This is a genomic window from Ilumatobacter sp. (assembly GCF_030065885.1).
GTDB lineage: Bacteria > Actinomycetota > Acidimicrobiia > Acidimicrobiales > Ilumatobacteraceae > Ilumatobacter.
Window position 1 is genome coordinate 71,048 of sequence record NZ_JASJCS010000007.1, and the last position, 24,917, is coordinate 95,964.

The window sequence follows — 24,917 nt, forward strand, 5'->3', positions numbered from 1 at the left end:
GACGGCCTGCGGAACGCCGTCGGCGCGCCGCCGAGCCGGTACTGCGGCCGCGTCGATCAACCGGCCGACCCGGACGGCCCGCCGCCGACTCGCGCGAGTGCGCCGTCGAGCTTCTCGAGGGCCTCGTCGCAGTAGGCGTCGTCGACCAGGAGGCCGAGCTTGAACTGGAGGACGCTGCGGTCGAATCCGGCCGGCATCGCCCACAGCCCGGCGCGGTAGAGCTCGGCGGCCATGACGAGCGCGCCGTGGTCGCCCGCGAACCGGAGTGCGAAGATCACACCGAGCTGCCGGATCTCGACGAGGTGGGCATGCCGCTCGGCCAGCTCGTCGAGGCCGGCGCGCAGGCGGGCTGCGTTCCGCTCGACGAGCTGCGTCGTTGCCGGACGGGTGGCGATCTCGAGTGCCGTGAGGGCGATGCGGCAGCCGAGCTCCGAGCCGCCGAAGGTGGAGACGTACCCCCAGCCGTCCTCGTGCAGCCAACCGGCGGCATCGGGGGAGAGGACCAGCACGCCGATCGGGTAGAGGCCGCCGCCGAGCCCCTTGCCGGTCACGAGCATGTCGGGCTCGGCATCGAAGTGCTCGATCGCCCACAGCCTGCCGGACCGTCCGAGGCCGGTCTGGACCTCGTCGACGAGGAGCAGGGTGCCGTGCTCGTCGCAGAGCCGACGCGCCTCGGCGTAGAAGCCGGGTTCGGGGATCGGGAAGCCGGCTGTGGCCGGGAGTGGCTCGGCCATGAAGAGGGCGACGTCGTCATCGCAGAGGGTGTCGGCGAGCGCGTCGGCGTCGCTGAAGGGGACCCGCACGAAGTCGTCGTCGAACGCGCTGTCGAAGAAGCGGGCGTGGTCGTCGTTGCCCGCTGCGCCCGAGAGGCCGGAGCGGCCGTGGTAGCCGCGCTCGAACGAGACGACCTTGCGGCGGCCGGTGGCGCGGCGAGCGGACTTGATCGCCATGTCGATGGCCTCGCTGCCGCTGGGTGCGAGCACGCTGTACTGGAGGTCGCCGGGCGTGAGCTCGGCGAGGCGCTCCGCGAGCAGGGCGCGTGCCTCGCTGGGGAAGTGGTGGTTCCCGACGTCGAGCGTCCGCACGGCGTCCACGAGCTCGGCGACCAGCTCGGGGTTGCGGTGGCCGAAGTTGAACGTGCCGCCGTTGAGGTGCAGATCCTGCAGCTCGTGGCCGTCGACGTCCCAGATGCGGTACCCCTCGCGGCGACCGATCACGAGCGGTACGCCCGCCCCGAGCCACGTCGCCACGCGATGGGGCATCAGGTAGTCGTGCGAGCGGCGGAGGATGTCCTGCTTGTGCTCGGACATCCCGGCGAGGTGCCGCTCGAGGTCCGGTGGCATCGGGGTGGCTCCCATGGGTGTCGGGCCCTTCCGTGACTCGGACGAGATCTGTTCCATGTGTACCACTCGCGGTCCGGTTCAGGCGCCCGACTCGATGTCGTACAGGGTCCAGATGAACCACTCGTAAGGGCGTCGACGCACGGTCTCCTGCCACCACCGTTCGACGGCCTGCAGGCGCTTCAGGCGCGGGAACGTCGCGACGTCGTCCTCGTAATGCCGCTGCGCCTCGCGGGCCGTGATCGGCCGGTCGAGGTCGATGCGGCGGTTCAGCGCGGTCAGCATCGGGTCGACCCACGCCGTCAGGCCCTCCCGGATCAGGTTGGCCACGATGTCGACCGCCACACCCCGCGGCTGCGACCACCGGTCGATGGTCGCGGTGAGCTCCCGCATCGCCGACCGGCGGGCGGGGGCCGGGATCATCTTGGCGAAGGGCCGCATGTCGAAGCGGAGGCGTCCGTCGGGGGTCCACAGGAACGGTGTGCCGACATCGACGAGCGTCGCCGTCGCCCCGTCCCACGAGAAGTTGGTGACCTGGGCGTCGATGCTGAACGTCGGGTCGACGACGCCGAGAGCGTCGGCCACTGCGGCCAGGAACGGGTGATCGGGGTCAGGTTCTGCCGCCGCGAGCACCTGGTTGCCGAACGAGGACGGCTCGAGCATCGGTTGCACGACGTAGCCGACGACACCGCGCGGATGCTCGGTCGCCATCACCGTGGTGTCGGGGATCGCCAGACCGCACGCCCGCACCCGGTCGACGTACTCGTCGACGAGCGATGCATACCGCCGGAACTCATCGTCGGTGAACGGCGTGATCCGCTTGCAGGCGAACCGGGGTTCGTCGAACGGCCAGCCGAGCGCGATGGTGATCTCGCCGCGGCCGACGACATGCAACGTCGAGTCGTCCCGGGCCCGCAGCGCGTCGGCGACGGCGGCCTCGAGCGCCGCGAGCTCGGCCTGGCTCATCTCGATCTCGTGCATTGGCCGTCACCCCTCTCGGCCGTCGAACCGGACGCTAATACGGGCGCACTCGGCCGAGCGTTCCCAGGTCGGCGGCTCGGTCGTCGAGGGGCCCGGTGACGTAGGCCCCTACCGCGTTCGGGGGCGTCGGAGGAGGATCGAGACAGGGTCTCCGAGCCGAACGTGTCGCTGCTGCCGGCCGGGGACTCGACCGTGGCCCCCGTGCCGTGAAGGAGGCAGTCATGGCCATCTCAACCCCGCCCGAGGCGCGTCAGACGCAGGCAGGTCCGAGACAGCGCGCGGAGCCGTCGCGATCGGAGTGGGTCGCGGACCGCGAGTTGCTCCGGTGGGGCGGGGTCTCGGGACTGGCAGGTGTGGTCAGCATGATCGGCGCGATCGTCGTCGTGGTCGCGCTCGGGCTGCCGGACGCGTCCGACTCCGAGACGCTCACCGACTTCGCCGACATCGAGTCGGGCCGCATCGCCGAGCACTTCTTCTACCTCGGCGCGCTGGTGGCGTTCGCCCTCCACGTGTTCGTCCTGCATCGCGTACTCAGGGCGACCCACCAGGCCGCCGCCCTGTTCGGCACGGTCACGGCTGCGTTCGGGTTCGTGATCCTGGCGGCCAGCTCGGTGCTGCACATGTCGACGTCGCCGCTGTCGGACCTGTACACCGATCCGGACACGCCCGCCGAGGACCTGCCGGCGATCGAGTACGCCTGGCACGGCGCCCAGAGCGTGTTCGACACGATGCTGGCGACGGGCCTGCTGCTCGTCCCGATCGGAATCGTCCTGCTCGGCGTCGCGATGTGGCGAGCACCGGCGTTCGGCTCCGGCGTCGCCACGTTCGCCCTCGTGGTCGGCGCGGTGGGCACCCTCGGAGCGGCGATCGAGATCGTCGTTCCCGGATCGGACGTCTCCGCCGCCAGCGTGTTCGCGATCGTGCTGTTCCATCTCGTCACGGGCTGGTGGACGTTCAGGCTCGGCGACCAGGAGCGCGTCCAAGTCGCCAGCGACGAGCCGACCCCGGTCGGTTGACGACACGGACGCCGTGGTCCGACGGGGCCGAGCGATGGCCGCTCGCCCGCCGGCGGGCGACCGGGCCCTCCCGCCGAGACGGGCGGACGATGGAGGTGGATCGAGACGGAGACGCCATGGGTGATGGCGGACGGAGCGGGCGTGCGGGCGTGGAGGCGTGTCGGAGCGGCCGCCGTGGCGATCGCCGGGACCGCGCTCACCGCGTCGTGTGTGGTGTCGTGGCTGGTCAAGGCCGAGGTCGTCGACATCGAGAGCTTCACCGATCCCGGTTGACTGCTCCTGATCTTCCTGACGTTCGGCGGCGTGGCCCTGCTCGCGACGGGTGTGAGGGACTTCCTGCGGCACTGACCCGCTGACCTGCCGGAGACGACCGGTCGTCAGTCGGTGGACCAGGTGTCGACGGTGGCGTGCATGGCGTCGACGATGCGGTCGATCTCGGCTTCGTCGCCGGCGCCCCGGGTGGTGACGTCGAGCCCCAGCATCCAGGTGACCAGGAGCTCGGTGCGCTGGGCGATGAGCTCCTCGCTGCCTCCGGCACGCTCGACGAGGCGCCGCGTGAAGCGTCGAACCGCGTCGCGGTACGCGGGACCGAAGTCCTCGAAGCCGGGGGTCGTGCCGCCGAGCTCGGTGGAGGAGGCGACGAGCAGGCAGCCGTGGCGGCTGGTGCCGGACACGACGTCGTCGCGGAGCAACGAGAGGAACGTGTGGATGCCCTCGATGCCGGGGCCGACGCCGTCGACGAGCTGCCCGAACATCTCGATCCGGGTGTTCATGTAGCGGCGGAGGACCGTCGCGAACAGCTCCTCCTTGGAGCCGAAGATCCGGTACAGGCTGGGCTTGTGCACGCCGCTCGACTCGACGAGGTCAGCGACTGAGGTCTGCGAGTAGCCCTTGCGCCAGAAGAGCGCGGTCAGCTCGTCGAGCGCGGTTTCCTCGTCGAAGGTGCGGGGTCGACCGCGGGGTCGGGCGGGTGCGTCGCTCATGTCTTCATCAGGGCGCAGGGATTATCGAACCTCATGGTAACAAATCTCTTGACACTTTGGAACCGTTCGGTTCTAATGAGCGTCACGAACGCACGGAGGAGGCCGACCGATGACCCAGACCCGCGAACCACTCGCCCCGTTCCTCACCGAGCCGTCACGGATCGGCACCGAGATCAGCGTGACGGGCAAGTGGGTGCCGACGAAGCCCGGAGGGCGGTTCCGGAAGTCGGACGAGACGAAGGAGATGCTCCAGGAGTGGGAGGACATCCACGCCGGCGCCCGCGCCGACGAGGGTGTGCTGGCGACCGAGATCAACCATGCGGTCGGCGAGGACGCCGTGCTCGTGCACCACGTGTTCCGCGACGCCGATGCGATGGTGCACTACTTCGCGACGACGGCGACCGCCCACATGGGCGCCCTCACGAAGGTGGCGAAGCCGGAGCTGCATCTCGTGCGGGGCGTCGAGGTGCCGGCGGCGGCGCGGGAGGCAATCTCCGCGAAGGGTGTGCCGGTCGCGTTGGGCGAGCTGATCTACGGGTTCGTGAAGCACGACTACCGGCGACCCGATCCCGAGACGGCGATCCAGGTGACCGCGAAGTGGACCTGCACGCCCGACGACGGCTCGCGGCTGGACGAGCTCGAGCACTGGTGGCAGCAAGTCGCCACCGATGCCCACTCGATGGAAGAGGGGATGGTGCGGTTCGAGGCCTACCGGGTGGCGGGCGAGGACGCGCTGATCATCCACGAGACGTTCGAGGACACGAGCGAGCTGAAGTTCCACCTCACGAAGGGCACGGCCGACAAGTACAAGAAGGACATCGACCGGATCGCATCGCCCGAGGTGTACTTCTTCCGGGGGCCGGTCTCGTGGACGATCCGGACCTACTCGAAGTTCATGCACCTGCCGGCCACGTACTCCAGCCTCGGGAGCAACCACACGCGGGCCGGTGGCACGATGAGCGAGGGAACGACCGCATAGCCCGAGACCGACCGTCAGCGGTCGGCGTCGTGGCGGAGCTCGTCGATCGCATCGTCGAGATCGTGCCTGGAGCCGGCGCGGCTCGCCAGGTCGTGGGGGTCGAACCCCTGTTCCACGACGAGTCGCCGTGACGCAGCGACGTACCACGGGAGCCCCCCGGCTCGTGGGGTCTCATCGCTGGAGAGCTGTCGAACCGCATCGACGACGGGTTGTTCGAAGCCCCACAGCGTGAGCAGGTGGGCGCCGACCTCGAACCGGTCACCGCCGAAGATCGCTCGCTCGGCACCGAGGTAGGTCGAGACGTTGACTGGTTGGGCGATGCTCGGGGCGATGTCGGGGACGCGGCCCAGGACGAGCAGACCGATCTCCGACACCACGCCGGTGAGGTACGCCACGGCCGAGGTCTCCGACGAGGCGCGATCGCGGATCGCCAGCGCACGCGCGCCGAGCGCCACCGCTCTCGACCGGCCGGCGAGTCGGTCCAGATCGACCCACGTGTCGACGTCTTCGTCGGGCTGGAACAGCCGGTTGCCGAGCACGACGAAGCGAATCAGGTCGAGGCCCACCAAGGTGATCGCTCGGCTCACCGACGTGACCCGTTCGGCCATCCCGTACAGCGAGGAGTTGACGAGCCGCAGGACCTCGCCGGTCAGCGCCACGTCCTGAGCGATCTCGTTGGCGAGGAGGTCGGCGGAGCAATCCTCCGCCAGGATCATCTCGCCGAGCCGCACGAACATCGCCGGTGGACTCGGCAGGTGATCGACTCGTCCGACCAACGTCCTGACCGGATCGCGCAGGGTGGTGCTGGCCGCGCTCCGGACGTGGTCGATCAGATCGACGAGGACCTCGATGTCCACGGGCACCGACACGAACTGATGGGCGACGCCGATCAGACCGAGCACCACACCACGATCGGATCGGCCCGACAGGACGACCCGAGCGGTGTGCGGGGAGATCCGACGCACCTCGTCGAGGAGATCGGCCACCGGGAGCGCGGACACGTCCACGTGCGTGGCCACGACGTCGACGCGCGGGAGTTCGTCGAACAGCGCGAGCGCCGCCTGTCCGGTCTCGACGACGTGCACGTCCCACACGTCCTGCCGACGGGTCATGGCGGCACGCATCGGCTCGACGACTGCGGGGTCGCTGCCGACGAACACGACCGTTGCCGTACCGTTGGCAGCTGTCTCGTCCACGCCGGGATCGTCGACCACGGCCTGGAACGCCCCGGACTTCACCGAACTCATCGACCCTCCGTCAGGGCTCGGCCCGCGTCGGGCAGATCTCCGACCACGTGGCCGACCTGCACACGTTCGGGTTTCCAGATGCTCGGCACGGTCGCCCATTCCTCCTCGATGCGTGCGACCCTGGCACCGACGCACACCTTCCAACGGTCCGGACGTCGTCGCCGCAGGCCCGCAGGCGCGGGTCGCTCGTAGCATGCTCGAATGGCCCTGGAGTTGGAGCAGGTCGTGATCGATGCTCGCGATCCTGTGGCGCTCGGCCGGTGGTGGGCCGACGCGCTCGGCTGGGTGATCGTGAGCGACGACGCTCACGAGTTCGAGATCCGGGCGACGCCCGACCGGTTGCCCGGGATCCTCTTCGAACCGGTCGACGCGAGGAAGCCGACGGAGAAGAACCGACTCCACCTGGACTTCCGACCAGGGGACCAGGACGCGGAGGTGCACCGACTCCTCGCGCTCGGGGCCTCACGCGTCGACGTGGGACAGGGCGACGTGACGTGGATCGTCTTGGCCGACCCCGAAGGCAACGAGTTCTGCGTGCTGAGGGCTCGGCAAGCGTCCTCGTAGCCCGCCCGCCGCTCGTCGCAGGAACCCTCGACCGACACGCACGGCTTGACGTCAACCGTGGTCGAAGTCGTACGGTCGCTGGCATGTCCGCACCGCACCGTCCCGTCCGCATCGGCGTCCAACTGCATCCCCAGCACGCCGACTACGCCGCCATCCGTGATGCCGTCGCCCGGGCCGAGGACCTGGGCGCCGACGTCGTCTACAACTGGGACCACTTCTTCCCCCTGTACGGCGACGCCGACGGCAAGCACTTCGAGGCCTGGACGATGTTGGCGGCGTGGGCGGAACAGACGTCGCGGATCGAGATCGGCTGTCTCGTCACGTGCAACTCGTACCGCAACCCGAACCTGCTCGCCGACATGGCTCGCTCGATCGACCACATCAGCGGCGGCCGGCTGATCCTCGGCATGGGATCCGGATGGTTCGAGCGCGACTACGACGAGTACGGCTACGAGTTCGGGACGGTCGGGAGCCGCCTCGACCGGCTCGGGGAGAACCTGCCGGTGATCAAGGACCGGTGGTCGAAGCTCAATCCGGCACCCAGCCGCGACATCCCGATCCTGATCGGCGGTGTCGGCCCGAGGAAGACGCTCCGCTTCGTCGCCGAGCATGCGCAGATCTGGCATGCCTTGTTCCCCGGGTCACCCGGCGACGTCAGCGGCTCGGTCGACACCCTGCGGAACTGGTGCGCCGAGTACGGCCGGGACCCTGCGGAGATCGAGGCCGGCATCGGGCTCCAGCCCGGCGACGCACCGCGGGTGCTCGCCGAGCACGCCGACGAGTACCTGTCGCTGGGGTTCACCCAGTTCACGTTCGGGACGAACGGACCCGACTACTCGTACGCGGGTCTCGAGGACTGGCTCGCCTGGCGCGACGACGTCAACGCTCGCTGAGCGGGCGATCGCGTGAGGTTCCTGCGCACGATTGGCGCAACAGCCTCACGCGTTCGAAGCCGTTGACGACATCTGGTCGACGAGACGGGCGAGGCGGGCGGTGAAGATGTCGTAGCGGTCGCACCGGTCGACCGGCACCACGGCGATCTCGTGGTCGAAGCGCATCCACGTCGGGTCGGAATCGTCGAAGGGTCGCCACTCGGGATGGTCCGCGGTCGGCGCACCGCCGTTGGGGTCGCCGGATCTCGCGAAGTCGGTCCAGTACCGCATCATCTCGGCCGACAGCGCACGGTCGTCGGCGGTCATCGGGAGGACGGGCGCGACGCGGCTGCCGTGGACGAACGCCAGCTCCGCGGCGTGGTAGGCGCCGACGGTCTGCGTCGGCGAGGGCGGCGTGCGGGCGAACAGGTAGAGGAAGGCGGGGTGGCCGGCCCGCCGGTGGTGCCGCACGTAGTGGTACACCGGGCCGCCGAACAGGGTGTCGCCGGCGAAGGCCTCCTCGGCGATCGGGTCGCGCCGGTCGAGGCCGGGGTAGTGGGCGAGGAGGCCGTCGACGTCGTCGCCGAAGTCGGCGGCGATCTCGGGCTGGAGACGGTCGTCGGGGATCGGCCGGAAGCGGTACTCGGCCATCGGGGCGTCGAACAGCGACTGGATGATCGACCCTTCCTCGGCGGTCGAGCCGATCATCAGCGGGACCGGGGCCTGACGCCCGCCGGCGAACGCTGCGAACGGCGACTCGGGCAGGACGTGCCCGTCGATCACCGGGTACTGGTAGCCCAGCTTGAGGCTCGCCCGGGCGAGTGCGTAGAGCCGGTCGGGCGTCAGTGCGCGCAGGCGGGGGAGCTGATCGCGGCCGGTGGCACCGAGGGCGTCGGCGAAGCGGAGGCCTTGGTCGAGGGCGCTCTCCCAGGCGAGGAACGGCCGGTCGAGGTGGATCATCTGGCCGCTGTTGGCCGGGCTCTGCGGGATCGCGCGGTGGAAGAGCCCGCGGGCGAGCGGCGACGTCATCATGTGCATGACCGACTCGCCGCCGGCCGACTCACCGAAGATCGTGACGTTGCCGGGGTCACCGCCGAAGGCGGCGATGTTGTCGCGCACCCACTCGAGCGCCGCGATCTGGTCGAGCGTGCCGTAGTTGCCGGCGACGCCGTGCTCGGACTCGTCGACGAGCTCGGGGTGGGCGAAGTAGCCCATCACGCCGAGCCGGTAGTTGACCGCGACGGTGACGACGCCATGGCGGGCGAGGGCGTTCGACTCGAAGAGGATCTCGGTGCTGCTGCCGTCCTGGTGGTCGCCGCCGTGGATCCACACCATCACCGGCAGCCTGGCGGCGGGGTCGGGGGAAGGTGTGCGCACGGTGAGATGAAGGCAGTCCTCGCTCTGAGGCGGCTTCGGCGCCCGCTTGACGAGCGCCTCGATCGACCGGGTTCGGGCGGCGCTCCAGCCGTGCCTGCTGAGGAGCGCGTGCAGGAACTTCTCGAGCCCGACCTCGTGCTGGATCGCGGACGGGCCGGCCTTGGTCGCTGCGCGGACGCCGCTCCAGGGTGCGGCGAGTTGCGGCGGCCGCCATCGCAGGTCACCGACCGGCGGGGCGGCGTACGGGACGCCGCGGAACACCGCGACCTCTCCCTTCGCCGCCCACCGGCCGGCCAGGCGCCCCTGGTCGATCTCGACTTTCGGTGCGGGTCGTCCGACCATCGTGCCCTCCCGATCTGTGACTGGGCGCTCGTCACCCGGCCGCGAGCGTACCGTCGGCCCGCTGGCTGGGTCCGTGCCAGGGCACGATCCCGTCGCCGCTCGCCGAGGCGCCTCGGATCCTGGGATGCCCGCCGATCCCGGCCTTCTTCGAATCCGAACCGTCGTTGCTCGGCCTCACGACCCACTCCATGCCGGCCGGGGTGTGGGAAGCTGGTGCGGGCGATCGGTGATGAGCGTGCGGACCTGGATCGAACGAGTGCTCGGCGGCGGGGCCGAGGACGCCGACCCGGACGAGTTCGTCGAGTTCGCCGTCGTGCGCATCACCGAGGGTCCGATGCTCGTCGCCCGCCTGCAGCAGGCCGGCATCGACGCGATCGGCGACGAGGCCTTCAGCTACGTCACCGACAGCACGAGCCAGTATCGAGTGATGGTGCGACGCCGGGATGTCGACACAGCCGCCCGCGTGCGGGCCTGACGCACCTCACGTTCGGGTCGGGCGTCGACGACTCATCGGCCTCAGCGCTCGCGGACGTCGGCGAGCACGACCGGGTCGGTGTGCCCCTCCCATGTGGCCGTGAGGCCGATGGCGGGGCGCGGTCCGGGGACGAGGCGCCGGAACACGGTCATCTCGAACCGGTCGTTGTGGAACACGATCTCCGTCGGGTCGCTGGCGGGTTGTGCTTCGAAGCCGTCGACCGCGACTCGTTCCTGCGTCCAACCCCCACCCTGGATGCGCACGCCGGCCGGCGCGACGAGCCAGCGACCGTCGACCTCGACCATGCCGATCGCCTCGCCCTGCCCGGTCATGGCGACGGCGGCGAGCATCACGACGAACTGCGGGTCCGCCAGCCCGTCGTACACCCAGCGCGTGCCGAGCGCTGAGTGCTCGGTCTGGCCGACGAGGGAGGCGTCGGCCCCCTCGACCGGTGCCTCCCGGTAGGTCAGCGGCACCTGGAGCAGCATTCCGCCCGCGCTGACGACGTGGGTCTCCATGCCGACCCGCCCCTCGGGGTCGTCGAAGCGGAAGGCGCCGATGACCTCCAGGGGGGCGTCGGCCGGCGGACCCCACGGCTGGGTCGGCGCCCATTCGGCGATGAGCTCGGCCTTGGTCGGCGTCAGGGTCGCACGATGGAAGAGAGCCATGGGTCGAGACTATGGCAGGTTGCCCCGGGTCGCCGGCCGGATCGAGCGCCCGGAGGCTCTGTGCGGCGAGCCTCCGGCCGGAGGGGTGCACGCGACGTACATCGCGCGTGTCCGGTCGAACAAGGGACTCCGCCTCTAGCGGCCCGGGCTGCCGTTCTGCGCACGATGGCGAAGGTGGGTTCCGCCCACTCGCCAACGTCACAGCAGCGCCCGAGCAGCGGAGGTGTGAGCGCAGATGAAACCGGACATCGTCATCCACGACCCGACCGATTCGGTCGGCGTGGCCGTGGTCGAGGGGATCGAGGCGGACCAGGAGTTGGCCGTCTGGATCATGGACACGAACGAGTCGGCGTCGGTGGTGTCGAAGGAACCGATCCCGCTCGGGCACAAGATCGCCATGGTGAACCTCACCGACGGCGACACCCTCGTCAAGTACGGCCACGACATCGGGCGGATGATCGCCAGCTGTCCGATCGGCGGCCACGTCCACGTCCACAACGCCAAGACCAAGCGGTGGTGAGCACGATGACCGACGGAACCAGCGCCAGGACCATCCACGCCTTCCGCCGCGACGACGGGCGGGTCGGCATCCGCAACCACGTCATCGTCCTCCCGGTGGATGACATCTCGAACGCCTGCGCCGAGAAGGTCGCCGCCAACGTCGAGGGCACGCTCGCGCTCCCGCACGCGTACGGCCGCCTCCAGTTCGGCCCCGACCTCGAGCTGACGTTCGACACGCTGATCGGTACCGGCGCCAATCCCAACGTCGCTGCGGCGATCGTGATCGGCATCGAACCGAAGTGGACCCAGCGCGTCGTCGACGGCATCGCCAAGACCGGCAAGCCGGTGGCCGGCTTCTCGATCGAGGAGCACGGCGATCTCGAGATCGCGGCCGTCGCCGGCCGCAAGGCGCAGGAGTTCGTGCAGTACGCCACCGAGCTGCAACGCGAGGAGGTGCCGCTCAGCGCACTGTGGATCGCCGCCAAGTGTGGCGAGTCAGACACGACCTCCGGCCTCGCCAGCAACCCCACGGTCGGCAACCTGATGGACAAGCTCGAACCGCAGGGCAACTACCTGTGCTTCGGCGAGACGTCCGAGCTGACCGGCGCCGAGATGGTGTGCGCCGAGCGCGCGGCCACGCCCGAGGTGCGCGAGAAGTTCCTCGAGACGTGGAACGCGTACAACGACATGATCAACCGTCACAAGACGAGCGACCTGTCCGAGAGCCAGCCGACCGCCGGCAACATCGCCGGCGGCCTCACCACGATCGAGGAGAAGGCGTTCGGCAACCTCCAGAAGATCGGCAAGACGTCGCAGTTCATCGACGTGCTCACGCCCGCCCAGCCGCCGACCAAGGGCCCCGGGCTGTACTTCATGGACACGTCGTCAGCGGCTGCCGAGTGCAACACGCTGCAGGCCGCCGCCGGCTTCGCGCTCCACATCTTCACCACCGGCCAGGGCAACATCATCGGTCACCCGATCATGCCGGTCGTCAAGGTCACCGCCAATCCCCGAACCGCGCGGCTGATGGCCGATCACATCGACGTCGACGTGTCCGGCCTGCTGCGCGGCGAGCTGACCCTCGACGAGGCCGGCGACAACCTGATCGACGTGGTCGTGCGCACCGCCAACGGCCGCATGACGTGCGCCGAGACGCTCGGCCACCGCGAGTTCATCTTCACCAAGCTCTACCAGAGCGCCTAACCGTTACAGAGGGTGTCAGACACCTTCTGTAACACGTTCCAGTACTGCGACCGGGAGGCGGCGGTCGGTGAGCTCTTGGTAGCTGGCGAAGTCGGGGTAGCCCGCGGTCAGGAGGCTCCAGCACTCGTCTCGCTCGTCGCCCTCCGGCAGCTCCCGCGCCGCGACCCACCACCGGTCGGCGCCGACCTGCACCTGGGTGCGCTCGGCCGCCATCAGGTTGCGATACCAGTTCGGCGTCTGGGGGTTGCCGCCGTTGGAGCCGCAGACGAGGAGGTCGTCGCCGCGGCGCACCAGCATCAGCATCACCGGTCGCGGCTCGCCGCTGGTCCGTCCGACGACGTCGAGCAGGAACACCGGCTTGCCGAGGAACTTCGGGAACCGCTTGCCGTCGCTCTTGCGGTAGCGCGCAACGTGTTGACGGGCCGACGCCTTCGCCAACCCTCCCATGCGGGTACTCAGGAAGTTGGCGATCCGGCCGGTGAACGACGGCATGCAAGGGACTCTAGAGCCGCATCGTTACGAGTTGTGCCTGGGGCTTCAGCGGAGAGGTACGCCTTGCGCGGCGAACGGCTTGCTCGTCGCCTTGCTTCGCAGGCGACTCCGTGCACGGCAACGGTTGGGTCGCCCCGCCTCTCGGCTGGGCTCCCTTGCACAACCCGTGACTATGCGACGGGGACGGCGTAGACGACGATGTTCTGGCGGTAGCGGCGGATGTCGGGATTGAAGTCGCCGCCGCAGGTGATCAGCACCAGCGTCTCGGGGCCCGTGTTGCGCCAGATCCGCTCACGGGGGAGTGCGTCCTTGTCGTACATCGTGCGCTCGGTGACCTCGTACGTGCGAGTGGTGCCGTCCTCGAGCGCCACGTCGACGCGGGCGCCGGGCTCGAGCTCGCCGAGCTTGAGGAACGGACCGAGATCGCCGTTCCAGGTGACGTGGGCCGCCAGCACGGTGGCGCCCTCGTGGCCCGGTGCGGCACCGTAGCGATACCAACCGATCTCGGTGGCGCCGGGCACTTCCAGCGCCCCGTCGTCGCGGAGCCCGACGTCGCGGACCGCGCCGTCGAGGCCGAGCTCGTCGATGACCAACCCGTTCGGGCGAACGCGCGGTTCGATGTCCTCGGGGATCGCCGTGCCGCGCTCGCCGACGAGCGCGGCGAGCGGCGAGAGCGGCACGGTCGACGTCGTGGTGGTCGGATCGGTGGCGGGGGTGGTCGGGTTCGTGTCCAGGGACTCGGCCGGCGCAGCCGGCGCCGACCGCTCGTCCGACCCGTCCGACTCATCCGACTCGGCCGACGACGTCACCAGCGGGGCGATCGTCGACGGGGGCGCCAGGGCGACGGCGTCCTCGACCACCAGGACGGCCGAGTCGTCGTCACCGCCGGCAACTGCGTAGACGCCGAGGCCCGCGCCCAGCACGGCCGCCCCGACGCCGAGCGCGAGCAACGCCCGACCCGCGGCCGTTGCACGGCGGTGGGGTCGGGCGTTGCTCGTCACGGGTGGGTTCAGCTCTCGACGGTGCGGCGGCGGAGCACGAACGCACCACCGGCCAGCACCATCATGCCCGCCGCTGCAGCCAGCAGCGCGGCATTCACCGAGTCACCCACCGGCTCACCGGTGTCGACCGCGGTCGGAGCGGGCGTCGCATCGCCGTCACCGGCCGACTCGAGCTCGACCGTCTGGGTCAGGAAGGTGAACGAACCGTCGTCGAGCGAGCCGACGGCGTAGACGATCAGGTTCACACCGGCCGACACGTTCACCGTCGGGACGTCGGCGATCGGGTCGCCGCCGGCCGGGGCGATCTGCGCACCGGCGATCTCGCCGGCCGGCACGTCGAGCTCGGCGCTGTCGCCGTTGGCGGCGCCCTCGATCGGGCGGGCGTCACCGAGCACCACGTCGACCGCAGGCGCTGCGGCGGTGTGGCGAACCGTCAGGCGTCCGTTGCCGTCACCGGCGTCGGCCTCGTTGTTCTCGAACGGCGTCACCGTCGGGTTGCCGTCGGCGTCGAGGTGTGCGATGACGGTCCAGTTGCCCGCGTCGGGCACGGCGAACTCGGCGACGGGGCCGATCACCACGTCTTCGGTGCCGGCGGCGCGGACCTCGAGGTTGACGAGCGTCTGACCGGCGAACGCCGTGAGGTCCGCGGTGTCACCGGGCTCGAACCCGGGGACGACGACGTCGCCGTCGACCGCGACGTCGACGGTCGCACCGGGGATGCCGTGGAGGAGCGTGACCGCGACGCCATCTTGTGCGTTGGCCACGCCGGGAGCGATGGCAACCGCAGCGAGCGCTGCGATGCCTGCGAGAATTCGCTTCATGGGAAGTGTCTGCCTTTCGGTTTGAGGTCGCCCGGGCACGACCGTCCCCAGACTCACCCGCTGCTACGGACCGACCGCCGGATCTGGATGCAGCGAGGACGAAGTTTCTCTCGCTCATGTCCGGTCAGGCCTCAGTCGGCGGCGAGCGCCTCCTGCAGCGGCGCCGCGTTGCGCTCGCGCACGCCGGCGTTGACCCGCTGCCGCTCGAGCAGCTGCTCGAGCGTCTTGGTGGCCTGCTCGATCGGGTGCTCGGCGAAGAAGCCCTGCACGTCGACCACCTGTTCGGGCCGGTCGAGCAGCTTGATCGTCTCGATCATGCGCGCGATCGTGTTGCGCGGGAACGCCTCGTTGGCGTCCGCCCAGTGCCGGCGGACGAACTGCCAGGCCTGCTCGCCGTGGCGACGATTGCCGATGCAAGCGCGCAGCAGGAACGGCGCGTTCTGCGTCTTCACCTCGTCGCTCATCGCGAGCTCGCACGTGCGTTCCATCAGCGTCGCGTCGTCGTACTCGGCCAGGACGTACAGGTGGCGGAGCTGCTCTTGGGGCGTTGCGCCGCTCCGCGACCGTTCGAGCATCCGTTCGTAGTCGGCCTCGTCGCCGATCGCCGCGACGACGGCGGTGGCTGCGGCCACCAGCTCGGCGTCGACCGAATCGGGGTCCGCTTCCCATGCGTCGTAGTACGCCCGCGCCCGCTGCTGCGCCGTCTCGTCACCGCCCTGGATCGCGATGACCGCGAGCAGCAGGCCGCGCAGCTTCCCGGTCAGGTCGGGCTCGCCGTCGACGGGCTCGCCGAGTGCCTCGAAGGCCGGCTGGGCGAGCTCGAGCACGCGCCGGCGGAAGCCTGCGACCGCTGCCTCGTTCTCGTCGAGCAGTCGCCGGACCCCGCGCAGCCCGATCGCGAGGGCCTGCCACACGCCGTAGTGGCGTTCGGCGCCGAAGCGCCCGACGAGCTCGACGAAGCCGGTGGCGTCGAGCGAGCCGGCGACGACCGCATTCCACGCGTCGTCGACGAGGTTGTACCGCTCGAGCGTCGTCAGGCCGGCGACGACCTCGGCGGTCAGCAGGTCGCGGAGCTCGTCCGAGTACGCCACGCGCACGAAGCCGTGGCCGCCGGCGTTGACGACGACCGGCCCGTCGCGGAGCGGCAGGCGCGCCTCGTCGCCGTCGAGCAGCACCGACTCGACGTGGTCGCCCTGCCGAACGCGCAGCGGCACCGCCCACAGCGCCGTCGACGCCTCCTCCTGATCGAACGAGAAGCGGCGTTGCGACAGCACCAGATCGCTGCCGTCGACCGACGCCGACACGAGCGGGTAGCCCGGCTGCCAGATCCAGGAGTCCATGATCCGGCGGACCGGCTGGCCCGAGGTGAACTCGATCGCGTCCCACAGGTCGTTGGTCTCGGTGTTCTTGTACGAGTGGGTGCGCAGGTAGTGGCCGACGCCTTCGCGGAAGACGTCCTCGCCGAGGTACTGCTCGAGCATGCGCAGGAGTGCGCCGCCCTTCTGGTACGTCAGCACGTCGAACATGCCCTCACAATCGGCCGGCGACTTCACCTCGTACTCGACCGGGCGGGTCGCGGCGAGCGAGTCGGTCTCGAACGCCACACTGCGCTCGAGACCGAACGTGGTCCAGCGGTCCCACTCGGGCCGGAACGCGTCGCAGGCCGCGACCTCCATGAACGTCGCGAACGCCTCGTTCAGCCAGATGCCGTTCCACCACCCCATCGTGACGAGGTCGCCGAACCACATGTGGGCGAGCTCGTGTGCGACGACGTCGGCGACCAGCTGGCGTTCGTTCTGGGTCGCGTTCGTGGGGTGGACCAGCAGGAGGTTCTCGCGGAAGGTGATGCAGCCCAGGTTCTCCATCGCGCCGGCCGCGAAGTCGGGCAGCGCGATCAGGTCGACCTTGTCGCTCGGGTAGGGGATCGCGTAGTAGTCCTGGAACCAGCGCAGGCAGAACGCAGCCACCTCGAGCCCGAACTCGGTCAGGTCGCCCTTGCCGGGCACGTGCACGACGCGGATCGGCACGCCGTCGACGTCGAGCCAGTCGGTCGCCTCGAGCGGCCCGACCACGAACGCCACCAGGTACGAGCTCATCGGCATCGTGTCGGCGAACCGCACGGCGACCTTGCCGTCGGGGCGTTCGGTGCGCTCGACCTCCTCGCCGTTGGAGACCGCGAGGTGGCCCGGTTCGACGACCAGCGTCACCCCGAACACCGCCTTGAAGTCCGGCTCGTCCCACGACGGGAACGCGCGGCGGCAGTCGGTCGACTGCATCTGGGTCGTGGCGATGACCTGCTCGTGGCCGTCCTCGTCGCGGTAGGTGCTCCGGTACCAACCACGCAGCTGGTCGTTGAGCACGCCCCGGAACGACAACGACAGCACATGCTCGCCTGCCGCGAGACCAGGCGTCGCCACGATGAGCCGCTCGGACGCCTCGTCGAGATCGAACGACGCCGGCTCGCCGTCGACCGCGCACGTGTCGATGCCGAGCTCGATCGCGTTCAACACCAGCACGTCGGTCGCCTCGGACGTGAGCGAGATCTCGACCGAACCCGCGAACCCGGCCGCCTCGAGATCGGGTTCGAGCACCAGGTCGTAGCGGCTCGGCGTCGCATGCCGGGGGAGCCGATGCGGGTCGAGTTCTCCAGCGAGCTGTTTGGTCACCCGGCGGATGGTACCGGCCCTCGGGGCCGCCGGCCTGCGGTCACCCGGGCTCGACTGCGCACCGTGGTCGTGGCGGGTCGCCGGTCGACGCTGCGCGCACGGTAGCGTGCCCGGCCGTGGATGCGTATCCCGCCCCCACGCTCTCCGACGGCGCGCGTTTCGATGTCACCGGCATCGGCAATGCGCTCGTCGACGTGATCGCACACGCCTCCGACGAGTTCCTCGACGAACACGGGCTGACCAAGGGCTGGATGGACCTGATCGACACCGAGCGCGCCGTGTCGCTCTACAAGGCGCTCGGATCGGCGGTCGAGATGAGCGGCGGTTCGGCCGCCAACACCATGTGCGGGGTGGCGAGCTTCGGTGGGTCCGCCGCGTACGTCGGCAAGGTCACCGACGATGAGCTCGGAGCCGCTTTCGGCCACGACCTGCTCGCCGTCGGCGTGCAGTTCCGGCCCGGCGACGATCAGAACGACGTGCCCACCGGACGCAGCATCATCGTCGTCACGCCCGATGCCGAGCGGACGATGAACACGTTCCTCGGGGCGTCGAGCCTGCTCGGTATCAGCGACTGTGACGACGAGACCATCGCCGACTCGAAGGTGCTCTACATGGAGGGGTACCTGTACGACCGTGACGAGGCCAAGGCGGCGTTCCGCCATGCGTCCAAGGTGGCGCACGAGGCCGGACGGATGGTCTCGCTCACCCTCTCGGACTCGTTCTGCGTCGATCGTCATCGCGACGACTTCCGTTCGCTCGTCACCGACGAGGTCGACCTGCTCTTCGGGAACGATGCCGAGTTGATCGCGCTCTACGAGACCGAGACGTTCGACGACGCGGTCGCCGAGCTCCGCCAGCACTGCGAGTTCGCGGCCATCACGGTCGGCGCGAACGGCTCGATCATCATCACCGATCACGATCTCATCGAGATCCCCGCCGTTCCGGTCCGCAGGGTGATCGACACGACGGGGGCCGGCGACCTCTACGCCGCCGGGTTCCTGCACGGCCTGACCACCGGGCGGCCGCTCGACGAGTGCGGTCGGCTCGGATCGATCGCTGCTGCCGAGGTGATCTCGCACGTCGGGCCGCGTCCGCTGGTCGAGCTGCGTACGCTGGTCGGGTGAGCAGCGGCCGCGGCCGCGGGTGATCGGCTCGGGATCGATATCGCTACTGCCGCAGTGGCGTCGCACGTCGGCAGCGGCGTCCGCTGGTCGAGCTGCGTACGCTGGTCGCGTGAACAGCGGCGGCCGTTCGACCGGTCCGGTCGGCTCGGATCGATCGCTCCTGCCGCGGTGATCTCGCACGTCGGCAGCGGCGTCCGCTGGTCGAGCTGCGTACGCTGGTCGCGTGAACAGCGACGACCTCCGCTCCACCGCTGGACGCTGGCTGGCGGCCGAACCCGACGACGACATCCGAACCGAGCTGCAGGCGCTCATCGACGGCGACGCCGACGAGCTCGCTGCGCGCTTCGCGGACCGGCTCCAATTCGGCACCGCCGGCCTGCGGGCCGCCGTTGGCGCCGGGCCGCTGCGCATGAACCGGCTGGTCGTACGGCAAGCCGCCGCCGGGCTCGCGCAGTACCTGCTCGACACCGACCCGCTGGCTCGCGAGCGTGGCGTCGTCGTCGGCTACGACGCCCGGCGCAAGAGCGACGTGTTCGCCGCCGACACGGCGCGGGTCATGGCCGCGGTCGGCATCCCGGCCCGCCTGTTCGACCAGCAGGTGCCGACGCCGGTGCTGGCGTGGTCGATCACCCACCTCGGCTGCGCGGCGGGCGTCGTGGTCACCGCCTCGCACAACCCACCCGCCGACAACGGCTACAAGGTCTACCTCGGCGACGGCGCCCAGATCGTCCCGCCGCACGACGTCGGCATCTCGGCGTGCATCGGCCGCGTCGACGCCACCTCGGTGCCGCTCGCTCCCGACGACGATCCGTTGATCAGCACCGTCGGCGACGAGCTGGTCGACGCCTACATCGCCTCGGTGCCCGCCGTGCGGCGTCGACCCGACGTCGCCGGCGTGCCCGTGGCATACACCGCCATGCACGGGGTCGGCGGCGAGACCGTGCTCCGGGCGTTCGAGGCGGCCGGCCTGCCGGCACCCGCCGTCGTCGCCGAGCAGTTCGAGCCCGACGGCTCGTTCCCGACGGTGTCGTTCCCGAACCCCGAGGAACCGGGTGCGATGGACCTGCTGATGAGCGTGGCGCAGTCGTCCGGTGCACATGCCGCACTCGCCAACGACCCCGACGCCGACCGGCTCGGCGTGGCCATCCCCCAGGCGGACGGGTCGTGGCGACGGCTCGGGGGTGACGAGATCGGCTGGCTGTTCGCCGACTACCTGCTCGGCAGCGACACCGGCGCCGATCGACTGGTCGTCACCACGCTCGTGTCGTCCTCGTTGCTCGGCAAGATGGCGGCCGCCCACGGTGTCCACGCCGCCGAGACGTTCACGGGCTTCAAGTGGATCGCGCGGGCGGTGCACGAGCATCCCGACCTGCGGTTCGTCATGGGCTACGAACAAGCGCTCGGCTACCTCGTGGCCGCTGCGCCGCTCGACAAGGACGGCATCACCGCCGCCGTGCTCTTCGCCGAGATGGCCGCCGTCGCGGCTGCCGAGGGGAGGACGATGCAGGACTGGCTCGACGACCTCGCTTCCCGCTTCGGCCGTCACGTGCTCGCTGACGCCGCGGTCCGCATGCAGCCGGCCGACGCGGCGGCCAAGGTGGCCGCGCTGCGGGCGGCGCCGCCGGCGGCGATCGGCGGTCGTGCCGTGGTGGCGACCGACGAGTACCCCGAGGCCGACCTCGTCCGCTTCGAGCTCGAGGGCGGCGTCCGGGTGCAGATCCGACCGAGCGGTACCGAGCCCAAGGTGAAGCTCTACGGAGAGGCGGTCGACGAGGACCCGAAACCGTTCGTCGACGCCCTCGCTGCGCTGCTCGCGTGATCCGGGTCAGGTCGCTGCGCGCGGCCGGAACAGAGCGAAGCTCGCGTTCTCCCAGACCAGTCGGTAGCGATCGGGTTCGGCCATCAGCTCCTCGTTGAGGTCGGTGCCCCACTCGGTGACGATCAGCGCCACCGGGACGTCGCGCGGTAGCGGCCGGTAGTCGTCGACCTGGATCGAGAGCCGATCGGTCTCGAGCGTCATCGCCCTCGCCTTGGGCGCAGCGACGACCTCGTCGGGCCCCGTCAGCTGCTCGACGGCGCCGAACATCGCCTGCGCCTCGGGGTGCGTCGGGCCCCACTCGACCGCGCCGAGGTCGGCGAACTCGCTCGCCCGGTCGACACGGACGTTCGCGTTCGCGATGTTCCCGGCGGCGATCGCCGCGAGCAGCAGCGCGGTCGCGAGGGGAGGCATCCATGACCGGCCGCGCCACGCGACCAGCGTCGAGACGGCCACCAGCCCGAGGAGCAGCAGGATCGGCGCAACCGTGGCGACGTAGCGGTTGAGTGCGCCGCGGAAGCTCGCGCCGATGACGAACGCGCCGAGGGCATACGCGACCAGGTGGACATCGCGGGCGCGGAACTTCGTGACCGCCAGCACCATGCCGGCCAGTGCGGCAGCCAGGTAGACACCGATGACGAACCAGCCGAGCCACTCGACTCCGAACACGTCGGGGCTCGCCTCCCACTGGCGCTTGAGACCCGAGACCTCGGCGAGATGCTCGACGTGGTGGCGGCGGAACTTCCACACGTTGCCCACGCCGGTGCCGCTGTACTGCGGGATCAGGGTGCTCGGCAGGATCGCCTGGAGCAGGCCGACCGACGCCAGCGCCGCGAGATGGGGCGTCAGCAGGCGGAGGCCGAGTGCGGTCCAGTCGGCCTGCTCCCGCAGTTCGCGCCGGTGTGCGACCAGGGCGGCGAGCTGGGCGGCCGCGATGCCGGCGATCATCGCCAGACCCTCACGGCGGACCGAGAACGCGGCGGCGGCGCCGATACCGAGCAGGACGAGCGGAGCGAGCGCGGCCGCTGTGTTCGTGTACAGGTCCCGCTCGGCCACCCGGTCGAGGGCGACCAGCATCACGCCTGTGATCGCGAGGAACGGCCACTCGGACTGGATCAGCTCGGTCCAACTCAGGAGCAGCGGCGTCAGGGTCACGGCGACGACGCCGACGAGAGCCGGTGTGGTGCCGAGCCGTGGACGGGCGAGTGCGAACCAGCAGCAGGCGAAGACGACCGAGCAGAGCACCGGCACGATCGTCAGCTGGTCGACGTCGGGTCCGACGATGGCGACGACCGGTGCCAGCAGCATCGGGAAGCCCCACGGGTAGAGCGGGGGGCTGAACGGCGCACCGGACGACGAATCGACGGTGAAGCGGTTCTCGTCGGTCACCCGGCCGGGGTCGCCGTCGAGCAGGCTCTCGGCCTGCCGGATGTAGAGCGCCCAGTCGTCGCCCCACCAGTGGCCCGAGCGATGAGACGAGTACATGATGGCCACCATCGCCCCGACGACGACGGCGAGCAGGGCGCCCCGCCACGGGAAGCGGCGAGCCGCGTGCGGCGGAGGCGCCGGGGCGACGCCGAGATCAGACGCCGCTACCGAACTGTCGATCGCCTGCATCACCCAACCCGGGCACGATGAATGCGGTGTCGTTCAGGTGGTCGTCGACGGCGGCCGTGTACACGTGCAGCTCGAGGCCTTCGTCGCGGAGCCGCTGGATGCCCTCGGGCGCGGCGAGAGCACAGACGACGGTGATCGGTGTCGGCGCGTCGCGGGCCACCAACAGCTCGACGGTGTGGACCAGCGAGCCCCCGGTGGCCAGCATCGGGTCGATCACGATGACGGGTCGACCGGCCAGCGTCTCGGGCAGCTTGTTGACGTACGGGTGCGGCTGGAACGTGGCCTCGTCGCGGGAGATCCCGATGAAGCCGACGTCGGCGATGGGCATCAGTTCCTGCGCGGGGTGCACGAAGCCGAGGCCGGCACGCAACACCGGCACGATCACGGGCTGTACCGCCAGCCGCCGCGCCGGGGCCGTGGTCAGCGGCGTCTCGACCGTGCCGTCGATCGTTGGCAACGACTTGGTCGCCTCGGCGAGGAGCAGCGTGCCGATGCGCTCGAGGTTGTTGCGGAACAGCGGGTTCGGCGTGTCCCGGTCCCTGATCCTCGCGAGGGAGTCAGCGACGAGCGGGTGGTCGACGAGGGTGACGGTGACGGACATGTGTGCTCCGGCGTTCAGGTGGGTGGCTCGGCGCCCGGTCGTGCGACTGCCAGGGAGCCGGCCGGTGATGGGGTTCGGGGGCGCAGCTCCCGGGGTGGGGCGACGAGCGGGTGGTCGACGGGGGTGACGGTGACGGACATGTGTGCTCCGGCGTTCAGGTGGGCGGCTCGGCGCGCAGGTGGTCGCCCGCGGCGGGGTTCGTCTGCATCAACCCGCTCCCATCGAGGCCTCGGCGTTGAGCAGCGCGTAGCGGGGCTTGATGAACCCGTTGATGATCTTCAGCCGCTCGGGGAACGGCGCGAACGCCGACTTCATGGCGTTGATCGTGAGCCACTCGAGGTCGGCGAGATCCCAGCCGAACGCATCGTGGAGCTGGAGCATCTCCCTGGTCATCGACGTGTCGCTCATCAACCGGTTGTCGGTGTTGAGCGTCACTCGGAACCGCAGCCGGCGCAGCAGACCGATGGGATGGTCGGCGATCGAGGCGCAGACGCCGGTGTTGACGTTGGACGTCGGGCAGAGCTCGAGACAGATCCTCCGGTCGCGGACGTACGACGCCAGCCTGCCGAGCTGCTCGTCGCCCTCGGGGCCGGTGATGTCGTCGACGACGCGAACCCCGTGACCGAGGCGGGCTGCGCCGCAGTACTGGAGCGCCTCCCAGATCGACGGCAGCCCGAACGCCTCGCCGGCATGGATCGTGGAGTGGAAGTTCTCGCGCATCACGTACTGGAACGCATCGAGGTGCCGCGACGGCGGGTAGCCGGCCTCGGCGCCCGCGATGTCGAAGCCGACGACCCCGCGATCGCGGTTGGCGACCGCCAGCTCGGCGATCTCACGGCTGTGGGCGGCGGTCCGCATCGCAGAACAGATCGTGTAGATCGTGAGATCGGTGCCGTTCGAGCCGCGTTCGAACCCGGCGAGCACCGCATCGAGCACCTCTTGGAGCTCGAGCCCGCCCTCCATGTGCAGCTCGGGAGCGAAGCGCACCTCGGCGTAGACGACGCCGTCGTTCGCGAGGTCCTCGGCGCATTCGAACGCCACACGCTCGACGGCGTCGCGCTGTTGCATGACCCCGACGGTGTGGGCGAAGGTCTCGAGGTACAGCACGAGGTCGTTGCGCTTGGCGCCCCGGTTGAACCATGTGCTCAGCTCGCCGATGTCGGTGGTCGGCAGCCTGTCGTACCCGTACTCGGCCGCCAGCTCGACGACCGAGGACGGTCGCACGCCGCCGTCGAGGTGGTCGTGGAGCAGCACCTTGGGAGCCCGCTCGATCAGGCCGCGGATCATGCGGACACCGTACCGAGTCCCGAGCGCCGGAGTCGCTGCCGCGTCGGTGCCGGTGGGGTCATGCGGCAACCGTAGCGAGGCGCCGAAGCGGCATGTCGGCGGGGCGCTGCAGCCAGTTCCACGCGGGGTAGTCGGCGGCGGCGGAGATGCAGTGCACGGTGTACGCGTGCCGGCTGTGCGCCGACCGGTTCGCGCCGCTCCAGTGCGGGAGCTGCCCATCGAGCACGACCATCGTGCCGGCCGGCACCTCGAGCGGCACGAGGTCGTCCGGCGGCGTGGGGAGGGGTGTCGGGTCGAGGGTCTCGATGACGGTGCCGTCCTCGTCGGTCATCGCACCGGTGCGCTTGAAGAGCTGGCGCAGTCCGGTCCTGTGCCCGCCGGGCGCCGCCCAGAGGCAGCCGTTCTCGAGCGTCGCGTCCTCGATGGCGAACCAGAACCCCGTCACGCTGATGGGCTCGGTGTACAGGAACGTCGCATCCTGGTGGCACGTCACCTCGCCGCCGATCGACGGTTGCTTGAAGATGTACATGCTCTGCAGCGCCAAGGCGTCCACGAGGCCGATGTCGGCCGCCACCTCGGCCAGCCGGGACGTGTACGTGAATCGCTCGAACACCGGGTCGAGATCGTGCATCGCGTGGCCGATCTTGTTGATGCTGAGCTCTTTCGGCTGCCGCAGCTGGCCGTCGGGTCCGAAGGCCTCCTCCTCGAAGAAGCACCAGACGATGCCCCCGCTCGCGAGGAACTCGGCGTTGCGCGGTGACTCGTCCTCGATCGTGGTGAACGCGGTTCGGGTCTCGCTCGGCTGCCAGTCGTCGACGATCTCGATCGCGCGTGCCCGCAGCGCCGCGCAAGCGTCGCTTTCGACGAATTCCTCCAGCACGAGGAACCCGTCGCGACGGAAGCTCTCGATCTGCTCGGGGCTCAGCACCGCGCCAGCGTAGGCC

24 protein-coding genes are annotated in these 24,917 nt (G+C 70.1%); 10 read left to right on the forward strand and 14 right to left on the reverse strand.

What is annotated here, in order from left to right:
* Positions 1-56: 56 nt before the first annotated feature.
* Both QNJ12_RS02880 and QNJ12_RS02885 read right to left on the reverse strand, forming a co-directional pair.
* Entirely contained in the window at positions 57-1,358 is a 1,302-nt protein-coding gene (locus QNJ12_RS02880) for an aminotransferase class III-fold pyridoxal phosphate-dependent enzyme (RefSeq protein ID WP_300618547.1), read from the reverse strand.
* A gap of 63 nt (positions 1,359-1,421) precedes the next feature.
* A complete protein-coding gene (locus QNJ12_RS02885) occupies positions 1,422-2,321 on the reverse strand; it encodes a DUF6206 family protein (protein WP_300618549.1) in 900 nt (299 codons plus the stop codon).
* 221 nt (positions 2,322-2,542) lie between these two features.
* On the opposite strand from QNJ12_RS02885, the gene QNJ12_RS02890 reads away from it, so the two are divergent.
* Together QNJ12_RS02890 and QNJ12_RS02895 are read left to right on the forward strand one after the other, a co-directional pair.
* Entirely contained in the window at positions 2,543-3,337 is a 795-nt protein-coding gene (locus tag QNJ12_RS02890) for a DUF4386 family protein (protein ID WP_300618551.1), read from the forward strand.
* 141 nt (positions 3,338-3,478) lie between these two features.
* Positions 3,479-3,610 carry a hypothetical protein gene (locus QNJ12_RS02895; protein ID WP_300618553.1) on the forward strand — a complete coding sequence of 44 codons (132 nt, stop codon included), beginning with the start codon at positions 3,479-3,481 and terminating at the stop codon, positions 3,608-3,610.
* 104 nt (positions 3,611-3,714) lie between these two features.
* On the opposite strand, the gene QNJ12_RS02900 is transcribed toward QNJ12_RS02895, so the two are convergent.
* Positions 3,715-4,320 (reverse strand): TetR/AcrR family transcriptional regulator, encoded by a 606-nt coding sequence (locus tag QNJ12_RS02900; protein WP_300618555.1) that lies wholly within the window; start codon positions 4,318-4,320, stop codon positions 3,715-3,717.
* 109 nt (positions 4,321-4,429) lie between these two features.
* On the opposite strand from QNJ12_RS02900, the gene QNJ12_RS02905 reads away from it, so the two are divergent.
* Positions 4,430-5,299 carry a hypothetical protein gene (locus QNJ12_RS02905; protein ID WP_300618557.1) on the forward strand — a complete coding sequence of 290 codons (870 nt, stop codon included), beginning with the start codon at positions 4,430-4,432 and terminating at the stop codon, positions 5,297-5,299.
* 14 nt (positions 5,300-5,313) lie between these two features.
* On the opposite strand, the gene QNJ12_RS02910 is transcribed toward QNJ12_RS02905, so the two are convergent.
* Positions 5,314-6,546, reverse strand: coding sequence for an HDOD domain-containing protein (locus tag QNJ12_RS02910; RefSeq protein ID WP_300618559.1), 1,233 nt, complete (start codon positions 6,544-6,546; stop codon positions 5,314-5,316).
* Between the two features lie 201 nt (positions 6,547-6,747).
* Between QNJ12_RS02910 and QNJ12_RS02915 the strand changes: the two genes are divergently transcribed.
* Positions 6,748-7,110: a VOC family protein gene (locus QNJ12_RS02915; protein ID WP_300618561.1), complete on the forward strand. Its 363-nt coding sequence runs from the start codon at positions 6,748-6,750 to the stop codon at positions 7,108-7,110.
* 83 nt (positions 7,111-7,193) lie between these two features.
* Positions 7,194-8,003 carry an LLM class F420-dependent oxidoreductase gene (locus QNJ12_RS02920; protein WP_300618563.1) on the forward strand — a complete coding sequence of 270 codons (810 nt, stop codon included), beginning with the start codon at positions 7,194-7,196 and terminating at the stop codon, positions 8,001-8,003.
* 45 nt (positions 8,004-8,048) lie between these two features.
* On the opposite strand, the gene QNJ12_RS02925 is transcribed toward QNJ12_RS02920, so the two are convergent.
* Complete coding sequence (locus QNJ12_RS02925; protein ID WP_300618565.1) at positions 8,049-9,701, reverse strand: carboxylesterase family protein; 1,653 nt, start codon at positions 9,699-9,701, stop codon at positions 8,049-8,051.
* Between the two features lie 229 nt (positions 9,702-9,930).
* Here QNJ12_RS02925 and QNJ12_RS02930 point away from each other — a divergent pair, with 229 nt between their 5' ends.
* Positions 9,931-10,176 carry a hypothetical protein gene (locus QNJ12_RS02930; protein WP_300618567.1) on the forward strand — a complete coding sequence of 82 codons (246 nt, stop codon included), beginning with the start codon at positions 9,931-9,933 and terminating at the stop codon, positions 10,174-10,176.
* A gap of 41 nt (positions 10,177-10,217) precedes the next feature.
* On the opposite strand, the gene QNJ12_RS02935 is transcribed toward QNJ12_RS02930, so the two are convergent.
* Positions 10,218-10,844, reverse strand: a complete 627-nt coding sequence (locus tag QNJ12_RS02935; protein WP_300618569.1) for a hypothetical protein — start codon at positions 10,842-10,844, stop codon at positions 10,218-10,220.
* Positions 10,845-11,079: 235 nt separating this feature from the next.
* Here QNJ12_RS02935 and QNJ12_RS02940 point away from each other — a divergent pair, with 235 nt between their 5' ends.
* Both QNJ12_RS02940 and QNJ12_RS02945 read left to right on the forward strand, forming a co-directional pair.
* Entirely contained in the window at positions 11,080-11,364 is a 285-nt protein-coding gene (locus tag QNJ12_RS02940) for a UxaA family hydrolase (RefSeq protein WP_300618571.1), read from the forward strand.
* Positions 11,365-11,369: 5 nt separating this feature from the next.
* Positions 11,370-12,548, forward strand: coding sequence for a UxaA family hydrolase (locus QNJ12_RS02945; RefSeq protein ID WP_300618573.1), 1,179 nt, complete (start codon positions 11,370-11,372; stop codon positions 12,546-12,548).
* Between the two features lie 15 nt (positions 12,549-12,563).
* On the opposite strand, the gene QNJ12_RS02950 is transcribed toward QNJ12_RS02945, so the two are convergent.
* From QNJ12_RS02950 to QNJ12_RS02965, 4 genes are all read right to left on the reverse strand, one after another.
* Positions 12,564-13,040 (reverse strand): nitroreductase family deazaflavin-dependent oxidoreductase, encoded by a 477-nt coding sequence (locus QNJ12_RS02950; protein ID WP_300618575.1) that lies wholly within the window; start codon positions 13,038-13,040, stop codon positions 12,564-12,566.
* 170 nt (positions 13,041-13,210) lie between these two features.
* Entirely contained in the window at positions 13,211-14,041 is an 831-nt protein-coding gene (locus QNJ12_RS02955) for a class F sortase (RefSeq protein WP_300618577.1), read from the reverse strand.
* Between the two features lie 8 nt (positions 14,042-14,049).
* A complete protein-coding gene (locus QNJ12_RS02960) occupies positions 14,050-14,862 on the reverse strand; it encodes a DUF4397 domain-containing protein (protein WP_300618579.1) in 813 nt (270 codons plus the stop codon).
* Positions 14,863-14,993: 131 nt separating this feature from the next.
* On the reverse strand, positions 14,994-17,528 hold the full coding sequence (locus QNJ12_RS02965) for a M1 family metallopeptidase (RefSeq protein ID WP_300618581.1): 2,535 nt from the start codon (positions 17,526-17,528) through the stop codon (positions 14,994-14,996).
* A 116-nt stretch (positions 17,529-17,644) separates the two neighbouring features.
* Between QNJ12_RS02965 and QNJ12_RS02970 the strand changes: the two genes are divergently transcribed.
* The gene (locus QNJ12_RS02970; protein WP_300618583.1) at positions 17,645-18,652 is read left to right on the forward strand and encodes an adenosine kinase; all 1,008 of its coding nucleotides are present in this window, start codon (positions 17,645-17,647) and stop codon (positions 18,650-18,652) included.
* 223 nt (positions 18,653-18,875) lie between these two features.
* Positions 18,876-20,471 (forward strand): phospho-sugar mutase, encoded by a 1,596-nt coding sequence (locus QNJ12_RS02975; protein ID WP_300618585.1) that lies wholly within the window; start codon positions 18,876-18,878, stop codon positions 20,469-20,471.
* Positions 20,472-20,477: 6 nt separating this feature from the next.
* Here QNJ12_RS02975 and QNJ12_RS02980 read toward each other — a convergent pair whose 3' ends face one another.
* The 4 genes from QNJ12_RS02980 to QNJ12_RS02995 all read right to left on the reverse strand — a co-directional run bounded on the left by QNJ12_RS02980 (position 20,478) and on the right by QNJ12_RS02995 (position 24,901).
* Complete coding sequence (locus QNJ12_RS02980; protein ID WP_300618587.1) at positions 20,478-22,085, reverse strand: glycosyltransferase family 39 protein; 1,608 nt, start codon at positions 22,083-22,085, stop codon at positions 20,478-20,480.
* Complete coding sequence (gene upp / locus QNJ12_RS02985; protein ID WP_300618589.1) at positions 22,051-22,686, reverse strand: uracil phosphoribosyltransferase; 636 nt, start codon at positions 22,684-22,686, stop codon at positions 22,051-22,053. The genes QNJ12_RS02980 and upp overlap by 35 nt, the downstream gene beginning before the upstream one ends.
* Positions 22,687-22,893: 207 nt before the next feature.
* Positions 22,894-23,973 carry an adenosine deaminase gene (locus QNJ12_RS02990; RefSeq protein WP_300618591.1) on the reverse strand — a complete coding sequence of 360 codons (1,080 nt, stop codon included), beginning with the start codon at positions 23,971-23,973 and terminating at the stop codon, positions 22,894-22,896.
* Between the two features lie 58 nt (positions 23,974-24,031).
* Entirely contained in the window at positions 24,032-24,901 is an 870-nt protein-coding gene (locus QNJ12_RS02995; protein WP_300618593.1) for a phytanoyl-CoA dioxygenase family protein, read from the reverse strand.
* Positions 24,902-24,917 lie beyond the last annotated feature (16 nt).

Coding starts and splice junctions, on each gene's coding strand:
- QNJ12_RS02880 (WP_300618547.1), bottom strand. CDS start 1,358: ATGGGAGCCACCCCGATGCCACCGGACCTCGAGCGGCACCTCGCCGGG.
- QNJ12_RS02885 (WP_300618549.1), bottom strand. CDS start 2,321: ATGCACGAGATCGAGATGAGCCAGGCCGAGCTCGCGGCGCTCGAGGCC.
- QNJ12_RS02890 (WP_300618551.1), top strand. CDS start 2,543: ATGGCCATCTCAACCCCGCCCGAGGCGCGTCAGACGCAGGCAGGTCCG.
- QNJ12_RS02900 (WP_300618555.1), bottom strand. CDS start 4,320: ATGAGCGACGCACCCGCCCGACCCCGCGGTCGACCCCGCACCTTCGAC.
- QNJ12_RS02905 (WP_300618557.1), top strand. CDS start 4,430: ATGACCCAGACCCGCGAACCACTCGCCCCGTTCCTCACCGAGCCGTCA.
- QNJ12_RS02910 (WP_300618559.1), bottom strand. CDS start 6,546: ATGAGTTCGGTGAAGTCCGGGGCGTTCCAGGCCGTGGTCGACGATCCC.
- QNJ12_RS02915 (WP_300618561.1), top strand. CDS start 6,748: ATGGCCCTGGAGTTGGAGCAGGTCGTGATCGATGCTCGCGATCCTGTG.
- QNJ12_RS02920 (WP_300618563.1), top strand. CDS start 7,194: ATGTCCGCACCGCACCGTCCCGTCCGCATCGGCGTCCAACTGCATCCC.
- QNJ12_RS02925 (WP_300618565.1), bottom strand. CDS start 9,701: ATGGTCGGACGACCCGCACCGAAAGTCGAGATCGACCAGGGGCGCCTG.
- QNJ12_RS02930 (WP_300618567.1), top strand. CDS start 9,931: ATGAGCGTGCGGACCTGGATCGAACGAGTGCTCGGCGGCGGGGCCGAG.
- QNJ12_RS02935 (WP_300618569.1), bottom strand. CDS start 10,844: ATGGCTCTCTTCCATCGTGCGACCCTGACGCCGACCAAGGCCGAGCTC.
- QNJ12_RS02940 (WP_300618571.1), top strand. CDS start 11,080: ATGAAACCGGACATCGTCATCCACGACCCGACCGATTCGGTCGGCGTG.
- QNJ12_RS02945 (WP_300618573.1), top strand. CDS start 11,370: ATGACCGACGGAACCAGCGCCAGGACCATCCACGCCTTCCGCCGCGAC.
- QNJ12_RS02950 (WP_300618575.1), bottom strand. CDS start 13,040: ATGCCGTCGTTCACCGGCCGGATCGCCAACTTCCTGAGTACCCGCATG.
- QNJ12_RS02960 (WP_300618579.1), bottom strand. CDS start 14,862: ATGAAGCGAATTCTCGCAGGCATCGCAGCGCTCGCTGCGGTTGCCATC.
- QNJ12_RS02980 (WP_300618587.1), bottom strand. CDS start 22,085: ATGCAGGCGATCGACAGTTCGGTAGCGGCGTCTGATCTCGGCGTCGCC.
- upp (WP_300618589.1), bottom strand. CDS start 22,686: ATGTCCGTCACCGTCACCCTCGTCGACCACCCGCTCGTCGCTGACTCC.
- QNJ12_RS02990 (WP_300618591.1), bottom strand. CDS start 23,973: ATGATCCGCGGCCTGATCGAGCGGGCTCCCAAGGTGCTGCTCCACGAC.